The sequence below is a fragment of the Bacteroidia bacterium genome (assembly GCA_037045145.1).
GTDB lineage: Bacteria > Bacteroidota > Bacteroidia > AKYH767-A > OLB10 > OLB10.
On record JBAOIA010000011.1, the window covers coordinates 1,255,764 to 1,274,991 of the forward strand.

The following is a 19,228-nucleotide window of genomic DNA, read 5'->3' on the forward strand; positions in this document are numbered from 1 at the left end:
TTATATGTAGTATAAGGCTAGGTTAAGATGTTAATATTCTAATCATGTTTAAGCGAAAAAAATTATTAAGTCAAACTCCTTCTATGCGCACCAACCTGCGCATGGCCATGTATATTGGCTCTGCTTCCTTGTCGGGACTCGTGGTGCTATTGCTCATTGTTTTTAATATTTCAAAACGAGAAATTTCTAAAGCTGAGTATAGCGGCATGCAGGTTATTAATACAGAAGTTTTTCAGAATACAGATGTTGTTTATCGCGGTAGTGTTAACAATCCTATAATTGGAATTATGATTGACGTAAAAGGATATAAGACTGCTGTTAAACTTAATTCAATAACATTTTCATTGAAAGGAACCACACAACCTTATTTCAAGCAGGTTGAAAATGTTAAAGTTTGGTCATCAGGTCAAGCAAAAACATTTTCCGGTCTCAAACAACTTTATCAGTCCATAGCACCTTCTGAAGGCAATGTTCGAATTGATATTAACAGCATGCTTTCTCCGGGCATAAATTATTTGTGGATTAGTACAGACATTAAGACTTCGGCAATGCCTGCTGCTGTTATTGATGCAGAACTTACTTCACTCACGGTGAACGGTTCATCTTTATTGCCACTGCTTGCATCAGCACCGGGAAATAAGAAAATAAGAAATAATACAGCTCTTTTCTCTGTGCGTTCAGGTAATTTCAACGATTTGTCTTTATGGAATTCACAGCGTGATGGTAAAGGCACCACACCGGCAAATATTCCTCAAAACACCTGCTTTTTTATTCAAAGCGGACATGAGTTTACATTAAGTGAAAGCGACACCTCTTCAATTGCTGTGGTAGAGAATAATGGCAAATTGAATTGTGATAAACAATATGCATTAAAAGAGGTTTGTGTTGAACAAGGTGCCATTTTTCAACTTAATGAAAATGAAAATAAATCGGGCAATTTAGAGCTTTTGATTTTGAAGGATGGCTCAAATTATATTCATAATAGCACCGGGAGTTTTGCTTCTGAGCATGCACAATTATCAAATACATCACAAGTGGTGTTTATGAAGTATGGCAACCATTCGTTTGGAAAAGATGTTGCATGGGGCAATGTGATGTTTGATGCGGCACAAGGCGTTGATGCAAATATTGGTAAGGCATTCAGAAATATTTATGGAAACCTCGAACTGCGCAATACCGGTAAGGGTTCTTTGTTTACTGAAGGGGTAAATATCATGTCTGTTAAAGGAGATTTTATTGTTTCGGGAGGAAGTTTTGAGGGTGTCAGGAATGTAAACAGTAAATTGGTTTTAAATGTAGGCGGTAGCTTTAAGGTGCTTGCCGGAAACATAAGTGATGTTGTAAACAAAACCACACCCGGAGCGCGGACAACTTTTAATCTTTATGGCGATGTTATGTTGCTTGGCGGGAAAATAATGTTGAACAATGCAGATGACGATGGATCGTTTATAAATATAATGGGTCATGAAAATCCGCAGGTACGATGGATGCAGACCGATAAGGCACAGGTGGAGTTGTGTAATGTTGCCATTAAACCCGAAAAAGAATTATTTCTGAAAGGAGATAAGATTGGCGACATACCGGCAGGAAGGCTGTTTTCAGTAGAGCGAAATGCCAAACTGTGGTGTGCCGCACTGAGTGTGACCGGGCAGGGCAGGTTTAGTCTGGCCGATAATGCAACCCTTGGTATAGGCCACAGTAAAGGAATAAATTCAGAAAAAAGCGAAGGAAATATTTTAACAAAAGAAAGGCAGTTTAGCTCTGGTGCAAACTATATATATTATATGGCAGTATCACCCCAAACTATGGGCGAGTTTGTTACATTTCCTAAAGAAAAAACCATTCGTAATTTGGTGATTAAGAAAGACAGCCCTATGCAACAAGTAAATCTGGCATCAGATTTATTTGTGAGCGATCAGGTTAAAGTGAGCATGGGAGATTTCAACCGCGGAAGTTTTAAATTACAACTATCAGATGTCAGTGAGTCATTGCATCGGCTCAATTGATAATTGTTAAAAAAAATTGTGTAACCACCTTAGTGTAGCTAAGGTGGTTTTTAGTTTCTGATGGTTAATAAGTTCATCTTAAATTTTTCCTGTCTTCTTGGTAATTATTTAGTTTTGCTTTTAAATTAATAGAAATAAACATAAGAAAAATGAAAAAACTGATTTGTGCTGCCTTGATTGCAGCGGGAATTATTACAAATGCAACAACTACAAAAGCACAGGGTGGCGACCCTCCTTTTGTTAAAGGCTCCAATACTATTGGCTTATCAATTGGCTTTGGCGATTATTACGATTATGGCAGTGTTTACTATGGCAGCAGTTGGACTGTGCTACCTTCAATAAATTTTCATTTCGATCATGGAACAATTGCAGAAGTAGGACCCGGAACTATTGGCATAGGCGGTATTGTTGGTATTAAAAACCGTTATTATAAATACAGCAATGGCGATAAATATACCGACAACAGCATTATTGTAGGTGTTCGTGGTACTTATCACCTTACTTTATTGGCAGATAAAAACAATAAGTTCGATCCCTACGGAGGTGTATTACTCGGGGCGCGTATCAGAACAAGAAATGACCACTACTACGATGACAAACGCTCTAATGTTTATCCTACAACAGGATTGTTTGTTGGTGCCAAATATAATTTTGTAGAAAACTTTGGTGCATTTGCAGAACTTGGTTATGATATTTCATTCTTTAAGATAGGCTTGAATCTTAATTTCTAAAAAAAAAATTAGTATTGTCAAGGCGGCTGAAAGGCCGCCTTTTTTTGTTACTAATTTTTTGTCCATTATTTCAAAGTCCCCTGAAATGCGGGAGATTTTGGGAGTATGGAAGATTGAATATTGTGATAGTAAATACTGAACCAGTGAAATATGAAATACCAATTAGTAATTTACCAATTGGTGGCTATAAATGAAAATGCTAGCAGCATTACTGCCAATAGCGTTTTTTTTCAAAGGTGTTTATTTTTTAATAAATTTTCCTTTGGTGATTTTGTTTTGGTGATCTATCGTTTCATAAGAATAAATACCCGCATTGAGGTTGCTAACATTTATTTTTTGCTGGTTGGCTGTTTGTGTAAGTACCAGTCTTCCTGTTACATCATAAATATTTAAGATAAAGCTATGATTGGTTTTGTTGGCAACTGTAAAGTAGCTGCTAACAGGATTTGGATAAAGCAATATGGCAGCATTGTTTTGTGGAGTGTAAACGCCTGTAGTGTTAACCACACGGGTAATAACGGTTTGTGTAACCACAGGTAAGTTATTGTCAAAAATAATTCCGGCACCGTTTAGTATTTCATCTCCGGCTAATAAACTTGCTTTAGGTTTTATTCTGAACCGTGCAAACCCAGTGCTGTGTAATTCGTCCACAAACATGGAGGCAAGGTGTATGTTATTGAATTCAAAAGTTAACAGCCCTTGCCCTTTAAGTTGCATGGAGCATGGGTGACTGCTTGATACAAATTCCAATGTAGATAGATCAAGATTAGCATCCAAACCGTCTAATATTTTTACATACAACGCTTCGGCCGTGCCTGTATTTTGAAAATGTATTTCGTAATCAAGATACTCACCATTGGTTATAAATGATACAGGTACATCTCCTGCCGGCATTACGGTTTTATAATTGGGGTCAAAAGAATTTACTACCAAAGGATAGATGGCATCTTCATTGTCGGCCTGCGATTTATCAGGAAAATTGGGTGTTACTTCTGCTTCAAGCGTAAGCTGATCACCAACGTTTGCTAAAGCGTTTGTGGTGGTGTAAACTGTAAATGTAATTTGCGCCAGCGGATTAAGATTACTGAATGACCATGTAATCACGTTTCCGTTTACCATAGCACCGGCATAGGTGCTTGAATCATACGTTAACATAGTATCAAGCGTTAAGCTGATGGTGCCGTTATTAATTTGCGTTCCGTTATTGATTACGCTTATAACATATACAGCAGGCATACCCGGGCGCGGTGGAATATTTTGAGTAATGGAAATGGTAAGGTCAGTAAAAATCATATCAGGTGCCAAAGCGAAATCCTGACCTGTAAGTATAGATGGCGCTGTGGTAATATTTACAGGAATGAGTGATGGAGTAACTGTAAAATGTGTGGGAGCAGCAGTGGTTAAATCGAAACTGCCGGGAATAAGGTTCATGCTGTAATCGCCATTGGCATCAGTAAGCGAAACAATGCCTGTAGTGGTTTCGGTTACCACCTGCGTGGGTACACCGGGTTCACCTGCATCTTTTGTGTTATTGGCGTTAAAATCAATATATACATTTCCACTTACTATGGCAGGGTCTGGATTTTCGCCCACTATTACCAACTGGTCATCGCGTTTTATACTGCCTATTTTTACACCGTTGCGGTACTCATCTACTACAAATGATACAGCCCCTATTTGTATAAGCGCAGGTGTAAATGATAAAATACCTGTTGACTGGTTAAGTGTAAACGGAGTAAAAGAAGCTACTGGGTTTAAATATCCGTATGGAGGAAGATAATTGATGGGTGTAGAAGTTACAGGGCATGAAGAACCGTCACGTAGTGAATCAAGACGGAATACAAGTGAATCGCCATCAGCATCGGTACACTGATAGCTGATGTTGGTTAGTGTGCCTACACAATACAAACCAAATAAGGTAGAATTGAATTGTGGCGAACTGTTAACCGGATAAGTTAAATTATCCAATGTAGTTTCAATATAAGCGCCATAATTATTGGCAAGTGTAGTAATGGCCGTGTTGCGGCAACATTCTGTATATGAAAATACCCAATCGCTGGCGGCATAAGGTAATGTGACTATGCCTTCATAGTTGTACTCTTCAATACCGAAATAGCTACCACCCTGGCACCATGTTGTGCCTTGTGTGGCGCATGAGTTTAACGGCACCTGGTAAAAGCTGGGCGAAACAGTGTCGAGTACAACACTGCCCATACCTCCTGTTGAAGCAGAGGAGCAACAAACCATTGGAGCCATGGGGGCAGGAATACCGGAGCAGTCGCGGTACATTTTTAAATGAAGGAGATAAGTGTTAGGTCCTTGATAGGTGTAAGTTAAATACAGGCCTACAATGTGTGATGCAAAAGAGGTGTTGCCCACCATGCACAGCAGTGCAATAATTACTGTTTTTGAAACAGAAAGTGATAATTTTTTCATGTACATTGGTTATTTAATTTGTTTACAATAGCACTTTAATATAGTAAGAGGCATAAAAGTATAATAAAGTTGCGTGAAACGGAAGTTTTTTTTGTGGTGAAGGGAAAGGACTATGTAGCAGGAGCCGGAAATCAGGACTACAAGAGTCAGGCGGGGTAGAGTCCATTCAAAGTCTCGCGCGTTTCAGGGGCCTTTGAAAGTACGGATATTATATATAAGCGTGTTTTTTTTGCCTATCCTTTGCTCGTGAGCAGCCGTCCTTCGGTGCTGAGTGCTCGTCCTGCTGTCCTGATTACCATTCCTTCTATCATGAGTACTCGTCCTGCTGCTCTGATTAGCGTTCCATCTGTTCTGATTAGCCGTCCTTCTGTACTGAGTATAGTTCCTTTGGTCGTGAGTACGAGTTCTTCGGTACTGATTACTTGTCCTATTGCTCTGATTAGCGTTCCATCTGTTCTGATTAGCTGTCCTGTGGTTGTGAGTACCGTTCCTTTGGTGTTTTTCAGCTTTTATTGATGCAGGAGTGCTAAAATGGGGGCGCGGATACGGTAAATATTTTACATTATCAAATATCAAGCTTGTAAGGTTTTTGCCGAAAGGTGCAAGAAATTAAATTCTGTTATTCCATTTTACCTCTTAACTCTTCGCGAAAGCGAAATGAATTATTGAGAAATTTAGTGTAAGGTTTTGGAGACTATTTTACTAATTAAGGCGGTATTCATACGATTAACAGATAAGATAATTCAAATTTTATAACTATCATGCTACTATCAGAAATTAACAGAATGCGAATGATGAATGCGGTGCTCACATAGCTGCAAAGCACGCCTACTGCTATTTTGTTGTTGCTTCCTATATTGACGAATTTGACTTCGACAATGGAATCACTTGTTTATCCATTCAAAGTCTCCCGCATTTAAGGGGACTTTGAATGGACGGATGGCAGTTGCTAAATCCGAATTGCCTTACGATGAAAAATATTCTTCTAAAAAGGCTTGTTTTTAACCACAGTTCTTGTTATCGGCATACCCGACTGTCAGAGACGAATTATTATGTTTCATCATTATCACATACTTTCCTGTCTTGCCTCTTCCTCCATTCTAAAGTATGCCTTTCACCAATTGTTCTTGTTTATTACAGAGTTTTAATTTTCTTGGCTTTTTCTTGATGTAATATCATAAGATAATTTATTTTCTCTTTCTCATTTTTCTTGTGGCTGGATACTTTATGTTTCATGTATCTTACTCCAGTACTGTGAGACTCTCTCGCATTTCTATTTGTCTTGGCCTATTTTTTTCCTAATTGTCTCCCCATTTGCTTGCCTACCATGTCTCTTGTGCAGAAAAACCTCTGTTTAGTTATTTGGAGAAAAATGTGCAGTATCCAGAACTAAATACGCAAACATCTTGAAATAATTTATAGCTGTAAGTCTGTTTCTCTACGGCCCCAGCTCCCTAGCTTCTCCCTGTGTGTTTCCCGCCATTTATCTGGTTCACGGTTTCGGCTCCAGTGGGGTTCCAAAACGGTCCACTTGTCCGCGCATCGGAAGGAATGTTCTCAAATCTCTCACTAATTCTCATTGCCATTCTACAAGCAACAAAAAAATTATAACGTTTTTCATGTGTCGTTGAGTTAGCAGTGCGTTTCGGAGGTTAAAATTGCGCATAACGGCAGTCTGTGAAAAAAATATTTCCAAAACATGTTCAAATATAGGAATAATGCTGTATATTTAGATAATAAAATTTACAGTAGCCATGCCCACACTAACAAGAATAGATAGGGGCAGTCACCTTTTCTAACTTAGAGAGTCAGGTAGCTCCGACAGAGAAATACGTTTTATAGATGCTTTGTCCATTCAGAGTCTCCCTCATTTCAGGAGACTTTAAGTACGGAGAAAGGTAAAACGGAACTGCATTAGCTGCTGTTGGAATAAGCTCATTAAACAAGCGGTGGCAGTTGCTAAATCCGAATTGCCTTACGATGAAAAATATTCTTCTAAAAAGGCTTGTTTTTAACCACAGTTCTTGTTATACGCATACCCGACTGTGTGTTCAAGGCGATGTCGTCTGATGTTAGCACAACTATTTGTTCAAAGTGAATTACATTCATTGCTCTGTCGTTTCAAGTTTGCACTCTGCTGTGTTCGCACTGTAGCGTGTGTCGGTTTGCTTTCTCTATTAAAAGCTTTGGTTGCGTGTTGCATGTGGGGCTTTTAATTGTGAAAGCAAATGCATTGGAGTTCCTTGAAGTTCTATATTTACTGTATTTGATTATGTGCTAAAAATATAGAAGCAAGCAGAATCTACTTGCTTCTATATAGATTTTATCTTATTGAATATTTAAAACTTTTGTGTCTCTAACTTGACCATCACAAATTAGAATTAGATTGTAATTTCCGGCTGCATAATTTGATGTATTAATCACTTTTGTGTTTTGATTAAGATTCAAAATGAAATTATCGTTTGGTGTGCCGGAAGGGTGCGTAATTACAAGATAACCGGATGAAATATTCTCCGCTTTGTATTGAACTGTAATTTGTGTAGTTGCGGGATTGGGTGTGATGGATTGAATTTCGCAGTCTTTGATTTTTACAGTGACGGTATCATAACTTGCAAATCCATCACTCATTGCTATTACTTCGAGTTTGTATTTGGTTGTAATTTCAGGTGTGACAGTCAAGCTATTGCCAGAATAAATGAGATTACCTTCTTCATCATACCAGTTGTAGTATGCCGATTCACCAATGGTTGCAGCGTTAAGTGTTGTGCTTGAACCTTCTGAAATAGCATCATCGCTACCTCCATCGGCACCAAACAAATAACGTAATGGTTTAAGAATGCGATATAATTCTCCTCCGATTATTTTTTCGTCTCCTGAACGCCTTTGAATTACGTGATAATCGAATTGTGGAGTTTCATCAACCTTATCAGTTAGAAAATTGAAACTTACGTGCATGGTACTACGTTCATTTGGATTATAAGCCAAGTTATTCAGGTAAGCAGGATTTCCCGTTATGATTAATTGGTGGCAATCCTCCCGCCTGATTTCAATATTTTCAGCTTGTTGTCCTCCTTGAATCCATTTTTCCCAAGACAAATCATCAAGAGTTAGTTTTATTTCTGCTTGCTCAAAAATGGGAATGCCTCGGTTATTATCGTCAAGCATAAATTCAAGTTTGTAATTATCTACTATATCATCAAAAGGATTTCCTATTGCAATTGTACCGCCAACTACGCGGTCACTAAAACAATCACCGTTTGAGACAATACCGGGAAAACTATCAACAACAGTTAAATTTTTCCACGCGATGTTGTTATTGTTTTTGGCATTGTCATACACGCTGGCAGCTTCTGTAAATGTCATTGGGTCTTGGGGTGAATCAATTCTTGATAGTAAACAAAAATGCCAAGGTTCGGGGTTGCAAGCAGAATAAAGTGCAGGATTTGGAACATGCCAAGGAAATTCTAATATTATTTCACCTCCCGCAGGAATGTTTGGAATTTGCTGCGGGGATGACGGGACTTCATCACCCATTGGCGCACCGGGTGCGCATGGTGGTGCAGTTCCATCCCAATAGCTTGGCCATGATAATGCAGAAGCTGCCTTTGCCCAATGCAAATGGAGCAAATCAGAAGGTGTGCTTATAAAATCCGTACAACTTTTATTTCTAACTCGAACATATATATAATTGTCAGTGTTTGGATTAATCCAATACTCTGGATTTTGATGAGTCTGATTTACAAATCCATCGTTTTGTTTCCGAACCCAAATATCATCACTTATCCACATTGGACTATTATTGGGGTCGGGTTCAACACCGAAGTCGTGAGTAATGTCTTTCATGAACAGGTCTATAGTTGATGAATACATGCCTTGTGCTGCAAGAACAGCTTGGTAAGCATTGATACGACCTGCGCCTACCATACCGGGGTAATTTGCTGCATCAACGATTGGGTCTGCTGTTGATTTTATTATGTCTTGAATACTTGTAGAAGTTAAGCAACTGTTTACAGATAGCATTAATGCACCTACACCTGCTGCAATTGGTGTACTCTGAGAAGTACCTCCCCAACAACCATAATACGGCCAAGTTGGATTGGCTGAGACCTGTATTCCAGCAAGCAAACAATAGCCTGGTGAACAAATATCAACTTCAGGATAGTGGCTATTCGTGCCGCCTCCGGGATTTATATTTTGATGATGGTCATCTTTATCGCTACTTGTAACTACAATTGTTCGCGGGTCCTCTAAACCAGAGAAAGGATACAGTTTTCCTCCCCCACAATTCCCTGAGCCATTACCAGCAGCACGAAAAATAGTTGTTCCGTTGTCATTGATTTGTTGTTCTATGAGCAAGTCGTTAGCTGAACTTGAACAGCCATAATACCAACTAATGGAAATAATTTTTGCATTCAACGTTTGACTTGCATAGAGGCATGCAGCAGTTCCCCCGCCCCAACCCCCAAACATTATTTTTGTATTGTAGCCGATTGAAGCAAGTTGACCGTTTGGTGTTTGGCCTTGGTCAACGGTTTCAGCAGCTAATAAAGTTCCTGTTGAAGTACCATGAGAAGCAACTGTAAATGTTCCTCCTGTGTAAAAATCATTAGGGGGGTCAATCTTGCCAATTAAATCAGGGTGTGTCATATCAATCCCATCATCCACAAGAGCAACTTTTAGATTTGGGTCTCCCTTCGTAATGTCCCAAGCAAGATTACCTTGAATTTTCATTATATGCCAAAGCCAATCTGTCGGAGTTTGCGTAGTAAGCCACCACATATAATCAGCAGGGTCATAACAAGGGATTGGTTCATATCTTAATTCCATGTAGCTAAAAGCATTATTAAATTGAGATTGAATTTCAGAATAAAGCTGAGATTCGTTGAAGTTACATTTTAGTTCGTAAATATTTCTTAATCTCTCTGTTGGTGCCCAAGGCATAACTTGTTTATAATACTGCATGCTTTTAGATTGCAGGAAACCATTGAAACCTTGATTTGCAGTTATGCCGAGAGAATCGGGAATAAAACTTTGGTCAGAAATTGTCAACCATAAAATTCCTGCCCGAGGAGTTGATTCCTGCGCAAGTGCTAAGAATGAACTAAAATTCAATAAGAGAATAATAGTTAGATAGATTGATTTTTTTGACATGATTGTAAATAGTTTAATTGTTAATATAAATTAATTTAGCAGAAGAATAAGTATCATATGACTTAATTCTTAGGAAATAAATGCCGTAAGCATTTCCTGCAATTGCCGAAAAGGAAATTCTTAGATTTTGCTTTTGAAAATATTTTGAAAATATTTTACATCCAACATTATTAAATATCTCGACTTCTGAATTTTCAAATAAGTCAACGTGAAAAATATCATTTGTTGGATTTGGATAAAGGCTAATCGTAACATGATTTAACTCATTAAGTCCAGTAATTAAATTGCATCCGGTAAAATTAGAATTAGTGTTTAAATAATTTTGCAGAGTATTATGATAATTGCAGAGTAAAAAAGAATTCTGTCTAAGAGAATTAGATTGATAATCTAGATTAATATTAACACCGACACTTTCAATAAATTCAAATTTTTCATTCCAATAAGTAAATGTGTTAAATCGCAAATGCTTTTTACCTGAAAGTGTGTAGATAGAATCTACAAGATAATAACCCGGCATGATTGGCCAGGCACCATTAAAATAAAAACTGTCACCAACTGATAAATTTAAATTGTATATTTCCCTTTCAATCGAATCGAAAGTCGAATAAAAATAACCCAATGAATTTGATGAGTCCTCTCGCAAATAGCCGGCAACGTTTTGAAAATAAGAAGACCCTATTTTTTTATAAATTTTTAAATTAATTGTAGTATCTGTAAGAGTAAACATAGAATCAGTAAATGTGCCAGGTAAATTTAAGGCAGCAATTTTCCAACTGGTGTTTGTACTACCGAAGATTGATTGATACGGTTGAGCAGTCAAAGTTTCAGATAAAATAAAAATTGCAGCAATCATCAACAATGTTTTTCGAGATTTCATTTAATGAGCTTTTAATGTGATGTAAAAGTATTTCAATTTTTAACGAAAATGTAAAATTGGAGAAATGTTTTTTGTGCGGTTGAGTAAAATAAAAAGTGAGGCGACAGAAGGGTTGGGTTGCGCGCAAGGATTGCCTCTCTCTTCTTTTTACAGAAGGGATAGCCAAGAAGGCTTTGCCTAATTTGCACTGTCGTTTGCTTCTTTTACATTCGTTTGGTTGAGCAATGCAGCGCAACGGTTGCGTATAACGAAGTAGGGCTTAAAGAAGTTTACAAAATGGGGAGATTGAAAACGGAACGGTTGCTCAAAAAAATGCAACCGAAAAGATAAAGTCTTTTTCTGCCGACAAGTTGGTTGCATTTTTTTGTACATGCAGTAAAGGTAGAAAAGAATTACTTTGGTTTGATAACCTACAATGCCCCCATTTTGGAAATTTCTTTTAAGCTAATGTTATGTGCTGGGCTATCGGTGTAGAAGAGCTATTCAGGTTTGAGTTAAGCAGGTTGTAAAGAACGTTTTGAGTTTGCACTGCCGTATTATACCAGGCAAGGTGCGCGGTGGGGTGGGGTGCGGCTGGAAGGGTAAAGGTTTTTTTTATTTTTTTTGTGTGAGCAAACCTTTTTATGAGCCAGGGGCGAATTTGCGGGGTGGTTTGCTTTCTCTATTTAAAGTTTTGGTTGTGCGGCTGATTTTTGGCGCGACTTTAAATTGTGAAAGCAAATAGGATGGCAATTTGAACACGCTTTATATATAGCACGGATTTTTCCTTTGTCTCAACCTTTATGGATTTAATCGCAGTGGCGTTTTCTTAAATCGTAACGGCATTTTCTTTAATCATAGTTTCGTTTGACTTGATTGTAATGGCGTTTTCTTTAATCATAGTCTTAAATGATTTGATTGTAGTGGCGTTTTCTTTGATTGCAGCGGCATTTTCTTTAATCGCAGTGGCGTTTTCTTTAATCATAGCGACATTTTCTTTAATCACACTTTTAAATGATTTAACCTTCGCGGTATATGACTTAATCTTTTTGGGCTATGATTTAACCTGCGGGAGTTATGACTTAACCTTCGGCTGAAAGGCTTTAATTACTGCAAATGAAGTACTTGCAAAATAAATGTAAGATTGGTGTAAGAACGAAAGAAAAGTAATCACCTTTTTTGTGATCGCATAATAAAATTAGATGTTAATCAATTAATAAATTCTAAACTTTCCAAGACACTTATAATTTCTTTATAATTTTTTTCAGGTTGGGCTTCATTTGTATAGTAAAACGTTGACTGTAAAAAGAACAAGTCGGACTTGTGAAGGCAATAAGTTTCTATTAACTGAATATTAGGAGTGCCTAATGAATTATAGAATTTTTGCTTTATCAAGAAATAATTTTTTTTTTCTGACTGATAATTAGACTTAATACTGTTAATAATTTCTTTATCAAAACTTGATGCCAATTCCTCTAAGCTATCAACTTTTGCTAAATCTTTCATATATGAATTAAAGTTTACACTTAAACCAATATAATTGTATTCTTTTATAAAATCAGTAATTTTAATCTCTTCCCCTCTAAAAGAGGCAGAAAAAAGTTCATACTTATCACCAAGTATTTCTTTTTCGTACTTACTATCAATTAAGGAAAATGATTTGGGAATATAAATTGATAGCGTGTTTAAAGAGTCCTTAAAAAGAATGCCAATGGAATTTTGAGATTTAGAATCATTACCGCAATTTACAAAGAATAAAACCGAGATAAATAGAAACAGGTTATTGAACATTTTCGTAAATTTTTTTGTATGCATTTTCAATGTTATGCGTTCGTGCTACTGTGCCTACGAAGCCGTCAAGCCCTAAGTCCGCACAACTGTTTGTTAGAAATTCGTTTTGGATAGTTGCATTTTACTCAACATTTTATTTATCATAGTTTCATACCCAAAATATTACCTACATCACTCATAATGGCATTTGCTGCAAGCTCATTTAATCCGCATCCTAAGAAAACAGGCACACCATTAGTTTCCATAACTACCCAATAATTTACGGTAGCTGCATGCATTTTTTGGCTGTGCGCTGCATTTGCAACTCCTTCGTAGCCATGTTTTACATAAGGCATAGGGTTATTTTGTGGGTCCAGCATTGGATTGCGAACACTGATAAATTGTATGTCGTCTTTTTTATATTTTTTTCCGTCTATGGTTATCCCTTCGGCATTGGCTGTAAATTTCTTTGCTATCCTTGTCTCTTCTACTTTCTTTGGTGTTTTGCCCATTTTGCTAAAAATATAAAGCATTCCAACTCCTATTGCTCCACATATTATAATCCCAATTATGGAACCTGTTCCAAATCCCGCACCTATTATTATTATTGCACCAGGAATCAGCAGGCAGCCGACACCCCATTTAAATCCACCTCCTGATGGGTTAATATATGGTTCGGGTTGCACATCGAAAGTAACTTCATTGTTGTTTGTTGTTTTTTGATATGGCATAAAAACTATTTGTTTAATTATTGCTTACTCTATTCGGTTTTCAGCTTCCCCGTTTTTTTTGTCAAAGTTAATTTCTTGCAGTTAATTTCAAACTTGCAGGTCGCCCAAGCATGACGCATAACGAGCAGGGCTTTATGCAGGTTGGGAATTAGTATTCCGTCTGCCGATAACTGCTGCCGATTGAAAATATTTTGTTGAATTTATGTACAAAAGCTTATAGTTATTCGTTAAGCTGGAACTAAAGCTGGGATTTGTAATTGGCTGATGTTACATTGTCGAGCCCAACTTGCATAAAACCCAATGTTGTACGTAGTATTATTTGATTTTAATAGAGTGTAAAGTGTCAACCTTTGAATTACTATGCTCTACTAATATAGATGTCACTTTGCCATTGTTTATAATGCCATAAATAATGTCGTCACCATATTTCCTTAAGAGAACTGTTTTGTCGTCTGGTCTGGCTGCAAATGAAGTTTGCTTTTGTCCAGAATAATAACCCAAACAAAATAGCGATGCACATATTAGTGATGAGACTATAAGGATAGGTCCAAGAAGCGAACCAATCTTGCGTGATAAAATAATGTTTATAGAATATTTTGGACTAAGAATGTCATAGGTTTCATCAGATTTGTTCGAATTTAAAATCATAGCAACTCCAAAAAGACATACAAATCCAAGCGTTGCTATTTCTCCAAGCATAAGATATTTTAGAAGGTCTGCAAAGCAGAAAATAATGATACCGATAAAAATTAAAATAATAATAAGCCTAGCATAGCTTTTTTTGATTTTTGCAAAAAATACAAAATGCCCAATAAGAGAATCAATTACCATGGAAATAAAGAAAAGTGTCGCTAAGAAAGTGAACAAAAGACCGCTGTATTTATTCATTTCAATTGAAATGAATTCTGTCGGTATACCAAAGTGTCTACAATAACCGAGTTCATAGAAATAAATCCCGGCAATAGAGACTATTGTCAGCAGTAAAATTTGAATTGGGGTGTCGCTTATGATTTTATTGTCCAAGTAGGTTCTTTGAATATTACGTACAACGGTTTGGGTATTGCCGAAGGCGGGGATTTTCAGCACAAAAGTTCAATCGAAGAACGAATGTTGAACCTTGCACAAATGCCCAATCGAAGCCGTTCAGCCCCGCTTTTGGCAATACCTTGTTCAAGCGACACCTTCGGTGAGTTTTGTATTTTGCTATTGACATCATAAGCAAAGATACGGACATTACCTTTCATCAAAAAATATATTATGAAAGGAAACACCATTTCTTTAAAACCACTCAATGAAAGTGGCAAAAGATGGTTGCAAAAGACTCTGCAACTTTTACAAATACAAGAGTACGGCAAGGGCTCTGTGCGCAACTACCTGCAAGAGCTCACCTTGCTCTTTAAGCATTACAACAATTTGCAAGTGGAAGAATTACGGCAAGAACACATTGAGCGTTATGTGCTATTTATTAAAGAGAACCATAGGGTAGGCCGAGCCAAATGCAGGAGTGTGGCACAAGCCTGTAGTTTCTTTTTTAAGAAAGTTATGCCATCGGATTATATCGTTCCCAGCAAGCTTTACCCTAAAAAACAATTTGTGCTTCCTGATATTATGACAGAGCAGCAAGTAGCCCAACTGTTTAATGCATCGCTTTCTTTAAAAGAATACTGTGTTGTGGGGTTGCTTTATGGCTGCGGTATGCGCATTAGCGAAGTGTGTGATTTAAAGATTAGCCATATAGACAGCACCAACCAGCGTATTAAAGTAGTACAGGGTAAAGGCGGAAAAGATCGTTTCACCTTACTGCCACAAAGTTTATTGATTCAGCTTAGGCAGTACTATTTACAGGCCGGACGCCCCAAAGAATACCTGTTTACCAGCCAACAGACCAAGTGTGCTGTTCATGTACGCAGCATGCAGTTGGTGGTAAATAGTGCCATGCAAAAAGCAGGATTCGAATGCGGACGGTTTACGGCACATACCCTGCGACACTCCTTTGCTACGCACCTGCTCAATCAGGGCAATAATATTCATGTGATAAAAACACTGCTTGGCCATAGCAAGTTAGAAACCACCATGATTTATCTGCACCTGCAACACCACACCCAGCTTGGCATTGTATCTCCCTTAGAAAGATTGGGCGGTGGAACAAGCGGAAATTAAGCAAAGGCTTCAAACCAGAATCTTTGCCCACCACAGTGGACAGCAGTTTAATCCGTACAGTCAAAGTGTGTTGAAAAAGTTGTCCGATTGCCATACGTTAAGGTTAGGCATGCATGTTTATCGCTGCAATACTTGTTCTCACCAACATCACCAATATCATAGTTGCGGCAACCGGCATTGCCCCAATTGTGGTGGCTTAAAGCGCGAACAGTGGCTGCACGACAGAATGAGTGAGTTGTTGCCCACCACCTATTTCCATATCGTGTTTACCCTGCCGCAGCAATTAAGAAGTCTGGCCATGGGCAACCGCAAAGCAGTTCTTAATTTGTTGTTTGAAGCAAGCAATTATACGCTTAGAAAATTGGGTAGTGATGAAAAATATCTTGGAGGAACACCGGGCATCATCAGCATTTTGCACACCAACGGACAAGACTTAACTTTTCATCCGCACATACATTGCATCGTGAGTGGTGGTGGCATAGATAAAGAGGGCCGGTGGCAAAAAGAGAAACGCAGGACCGGTAACTTTCTTTTTCCCAGAAGAGCGATGGAAAAGATTTTCAAGGGCTATTTCTTAGAAAAACTGTTAGCATTAAAATTCAATCATCAGCTGAATATTGAAGATGAAAAAATGTTTGAGAAAACAATGGGAGAATTGCAGTTCATCAAGTGGAATGTATATGCCAAACGTCCTTTTGGCGGGACACAACAGGTGTTGGAATACTTAGGCAGATATACGCATAAGGTTGCTATTACTACGCATCGGATAATGGCAATAACCGACACAACCATCACATTCAAATACAAAGACTACCAAGATGACAACAAACAAAAGTTGATGACCTTGAGCCATGAAGAATTTTTGCGCAGGTTTGAGCAACACATACTGCCCAAAGGTTTTGTGAAGATACGGCACAGTGGGTTTTTATCCCATCAGAACAAAACAGAGCGTTTAAAATCTATTTGCAGGCAATTAAAAATAGCAGAGCCACCACTAAAAGTAAAACTACCCGTAACCACTTTAGCAGCGATGAAGTACGGTGTGGATATTACGCAGTGTAGTGTTTGTAAAACTGGAACCTTAGAATTACAGGCAACCTATATCAACATAGCACGGCAGGGTGTACAGTTAGTAAATGTAGCGCTGTTGCACAACAAAGGCTCTCCACAAAAGATACAAAAACCTGTTAAACAAATGCGATGACAACAACAAACATAATGACAGCATCTAAAATCCTAAGTATCTTGGGTAGGGGAAGTTGTGTGTTTAAGCAAACCCAATCATCCGCAAACATGCGAAATACTACAACCGGTAACTATAAAAAGCACTAAATCACAAAGAACCAAAGCTACAAAACCTCCTACACAAAAAATACCGGTGTCGCTGAACACCGAATAGCAAAAAGCCCTGAAGTGTTTTCTACTCTCAGGGCTTTTTTGCATTAGGGCTTTTTTCTATTCGGCATAATGTTGTGTGCTGTGGTTTTTCTCACACTAAATATTGAATATTTTACTTACAAATTTGTATGCTTGTTTTTCGCCTGTTTTAGGATTAACCCATTCGTCAATTTCCTTCGGTATTGAAGTTATTATATACGCATTGTCAAAAGTAACTTCGCCTTCACGAATCCTATCATAAAAGTCTGGGTCTGTCATTGAAACCCACTTAATTTTGAATTTTGCACCCGACCAATCAAAATCAATTTTTGCTCTATCATTATCGTTTTTATAAATCCGTACATTGGAAACTTTCATAATTGATTCTGACGGTGCAGTTACAGCAGCAAATTCGGCTTCATTCAAATATGATCTATAATTCCCCCAAAAACCTTTGTAGCCGTATTGTTGATATGCCCACTCTAAAACGTCTTCGGTTCTACTTTCAACTTTTCTGCAAGAATTATTATCAATTACCCAATTTTCCTGTTGTTTACCTTTAGGCATTGGTCTTCCATCAAACTCAATAATATCAAGAGGTTTGGCAAAGTCAATTTCGTGACCCTGTACAGCACTTGAGATACCATCATCTCTAACAATTCTAATCCATTGACTCGGATTGTCCAAATCAAGTCCTCCTGGACATAGACCACCGTTTCTACAACTGACTGCTAATAGTAATACTTTTTTTCTCATTTTAAATGTTTGCCAAATTTTATATCGTTGTTGAATTTATTAAGTAACATATCAATTACTAATCTGCGATGACACTTTTCTGTTGTATGTTCTGAACAAAGAAGTGCGACATTTTTATAGCCTTTGAATTGTTCAACAAAATTGTCAATTTTTGATTCTTTTTCTAAATACTTGTTGAACTCTATTTCAAATAATTTATAGTCTTTACTCATTGCAGAACCTTTGGTTCTTACTTCTTTCAGTAATTCGTTTTGTGGTGCCAAATCCACTCTATGAGCATATTTGCAACCATTTGCTAACTTGTCTAAGAAAAAAGGCAAATCTTTTTCAAAGGCAAATCTTGATAACTGACCATTTGGGTTTAACCTAACATCTATCAGGCAGTCAATATTGTTGTTCTTTAATAATCCAAAAAAATCCTCTGCTGATTTTTGGGTAAAACCTATGCTAAATAAATTAATCATACTCGTTAAAATTATTGTTGTTCTTATTTAATTTCCAACCGTGTAATAGATTCCAATATCTATCACAAAAATCATTTTTTTTATCTTGTAACGTGTTGCCAAAGTAATTCTCAATTTTAGCTGATTCAAACATACTTGAATTTAAAACATCTAATTTTTTAATTTCAGTTTTATTGAATATCACTTCCGATAACTCTGTATTTATGTTTTCATTAGATACAGTTTCAATTTCTCCATTTTTGTTTTTAGTTATATGAAGAACTTCAATCCAATCTCCAAACTTCTCTTCAATCTTTTGGCTTACAAAAAAGAATCTATGACAATCCACAGGTCTTTTTTCGCTACACATAAGTGCAACTGTATATTCATTTTCATATGCCTTTTCAATTCTTTTTATGCCTTCTGAGAAATACTCATCATTTCTGAATTTTTGAAAATCAACGATTTCTTCGTAATCAAAAAGTTCTGTTTTTTCAGGTCTATTACTTTTTGAAATTGGAAATATGTCTTCAAAAAATATATCAGAAGCTTTTGAAAAAACATCTTGCATTGGACTTGCCTTTGCTCCAAGTTCTGGCATATGACCATACGAAATTGAAAAATGTTTACTTGCTAATTTTAGGTTGTCTGCATTACATTGTGGAAATTGTTTTGAGTAAGGAACAGAACGGACATCTACTAAATGCGATACTTTGAAATCTTTCAAAGTATTGAGCATTTTTTCAATGTCTATCATATTTCCATTTTGAAATAATGTATAGCCTAAAGTATATAATTTCAGTTTCGACAT

At 37.2% G+C, this 19,228-nt stretch carries 15 protein-coding genes; 5 read left to right on the forward strand and 10 right to left on the reverse strand.

Annotation, left to right across the window (positions count from 1 at the left end):
* Positions 1-44 precede the first annotated feature (44 nt).
* Complete coding sequence (locus tag V9G42_06555) at positions 45-2,006, forward strand: BNR-repeat neuraminidase N-terminal domain-containing protein (GenBank protein MEI2759081.1); 1,962 nt, start codon at positions 45-47, stop codon at positions 2,004-2,006.
* A gap of 149 nt (positions 2,007-2,155) precedes the next feature.
* Complete coding sequence (locus tag V9G42_06560) at positions 2,156-2,737, forward strand: hypothetical protein (protein MEI2759082.1); 582 nt, start codon at positions 2,156-2,158, stop codon at positions 2,735-2,737.
* 240 nt (positions 2,738-2,977) lie between these two features.
* Here the strand turns inward: V9G42_06560 and V9G42_06565 are convergent, their stop codons facing one another.
* Positions 2,978-5,173, reverse strand: a complete 2,196-nt coding sequence (locus V9G42_06565; protein ID MEI2759083.1) for a T9SS type A sorting domain-containing protein — start codon at positions 5,171-5,173, stop codon at positions 2,978-2,980.
* 246 nt (positions 5,174-5,419) lie between these two features.
* Between V9G42_06565 and V9G42_06570 the strand changes: the two genes are divergently transcribed.
* Positions 5,420-5,689 (forward strand): hypothetical protein, encoded by a 270-nt coding sequence (locus V9G42_06570; GenBank protein ID MEI2759084.1) that lies wholly within the window; start codon positions 5,420-5,422, stop codon positions 5,687-5,689.
* 1,812 nt (positions 5,690-7,501) lie between these two features.
* Here V9G42_06570 and V9G42_06575 read toward each other — a convergent pair.
* The 6 genes from V9G42_06575 to V9G42_06600 form a co-directional block, all read right to left on the reverse strand.
* Positions 7,502-10,324, reverse strand: coding sequence for a S8 family serine peptidase (locus tag V9G42_06575; protein MEI2759085.1), 2,823 nt, complete (start codon positions 10,322-10,324; stop codon positions 7,502-7,504).
* A gap of 13 nt (positions 10,325-10,337) precedes the next feature.
* The gene (locus tag V9G42_06580) at positions 10,338-11,201 is read right to left on the reverse strand and encodes a T9SS type A sorting domain-containing protein (protein ID MEI2759086.1); all 864 of its coding nucleotides are present in this window, start codon (positions 11,199-11,201) and stop codon (positions 10,338-10,340) included.
* An 808-nt stretch (positions 11,202-12,009) separates the two neighbouring features.
* Positions 12,010-12,186 (reverse strand): hypothetical protein, encoded by a 177-nt coding sequence (locus tag V9G42_06585; protein MEI2759087.1) that lies wholly within the window; start codon positions 12,184-12,186, stop codon positions 12,010-12,012.
* 203 nt (positions 12,187-12,389) lie between these two features.
* A complete protein-coding gene (locus V9G42_06590) occupies positions 12,390-12,995 on the reverse strand; it encodes a hypothetical protein (protein ID MEI2759088.1) in 606 nt (201 codons plus the stop codon).
* Positions 12,996-13,111: 116 nt separating this feature from the next.
* Positions 13,112-13,681 carry a hypothetical protein gene (locus tag V9G42_06595; protein ID MEI2759089.1) on the reverse strand — a complete coding sequence of 190 codons (570 nt, stop codon included), beginning with the start codon at positions 13,679-13,681 and terminating at the stop codon, positions 13,112-13,114.
* Between the two features lie 315 nt (positions 13,682-13,996).
* Entirely contained in the window at positions 13,997-14,704 is a 708-nt protein-coding gene (locus V9G42_06600) for a hypothetical protein (protein ID MEI2759090.1), read from the reverse strand.
* Between the two features lie 234 nt (positions 14,705-14,938).
* On the opposite strand from V9G42_06600, the gene V9G42_06605 reads away from it, so the two are divergent.
* The gene (locus V9G42_06605) at positions 14,939-15,841 is read left to right on the forward strand and encodes a tyrosine-type recombinase/integrase (GenBank protein ID MEI2759091.1); all 903 of its coding nucleotides are present in this window, start codon (positions 14,939-14,941) and stop codon (positions 15,839-15,841) included.
* Positions 15,822-17,045, forward strand: a complete 1,224-nt coding sequence (locus V9G42_06610) for an IS91 family transposase (protein ID MEI2759092.1) — start codon at positions 15,822-15,824, stop codon at positions 17,043-17,045. Before V9G42_06605 ends, V9G42_06610 begins: the two co-directional genes overlap by 20 nt.
* A gap of 290 nt (positions 17,046-17,335) precedes the next feature.
* Here V9G42_06610 and V9G42_06615 read toward each other — a convergent pair whose 3' ends face one another.
* From V9G42_06615 to V9G42_06625, 3 genes are read right to left on the reverse strand one after another with little or no spacing between them, the layout of a single operon-like run.
* The gene (locus V9G42_06615; protein ID MEI2759093.1) at positions 17,336-17,974 is read right to left on the reverse strand and encodes a hypothetical protein; all 639 of its coding nucleotides are present in this window, start codon (positions 17,972-17,974) and stop codon (positions 17,336-17,338) included.
* Positions 17,971-18,438, reverse strand: a complete 468-nt coding sequence (locus V9G42_06620; protein MEI2759094.1) for a DUF488 domain-containing protein — start codon at positions 18,436-18,438, stop codon at positions 17,971-17,973. The genes V9G42_06615 and V9G42_06620 overlap by 4 nt, the downstream gene beginning before the upstream one ends.
* Complete coding sequence (locus tag V9G42_06625) at positions 18,431-19,228, reverse strand: DUF488 domain-containing protein (GenBank protein ID MEI2759095.1); 798 nt, start codon at positions 19,226-19,228, stop codon at positions 18,431-18,433. The genes V9G42_06620 and V9G42_06625 overlap by 8 nt, the downstream gene beginning before the upstream one ends.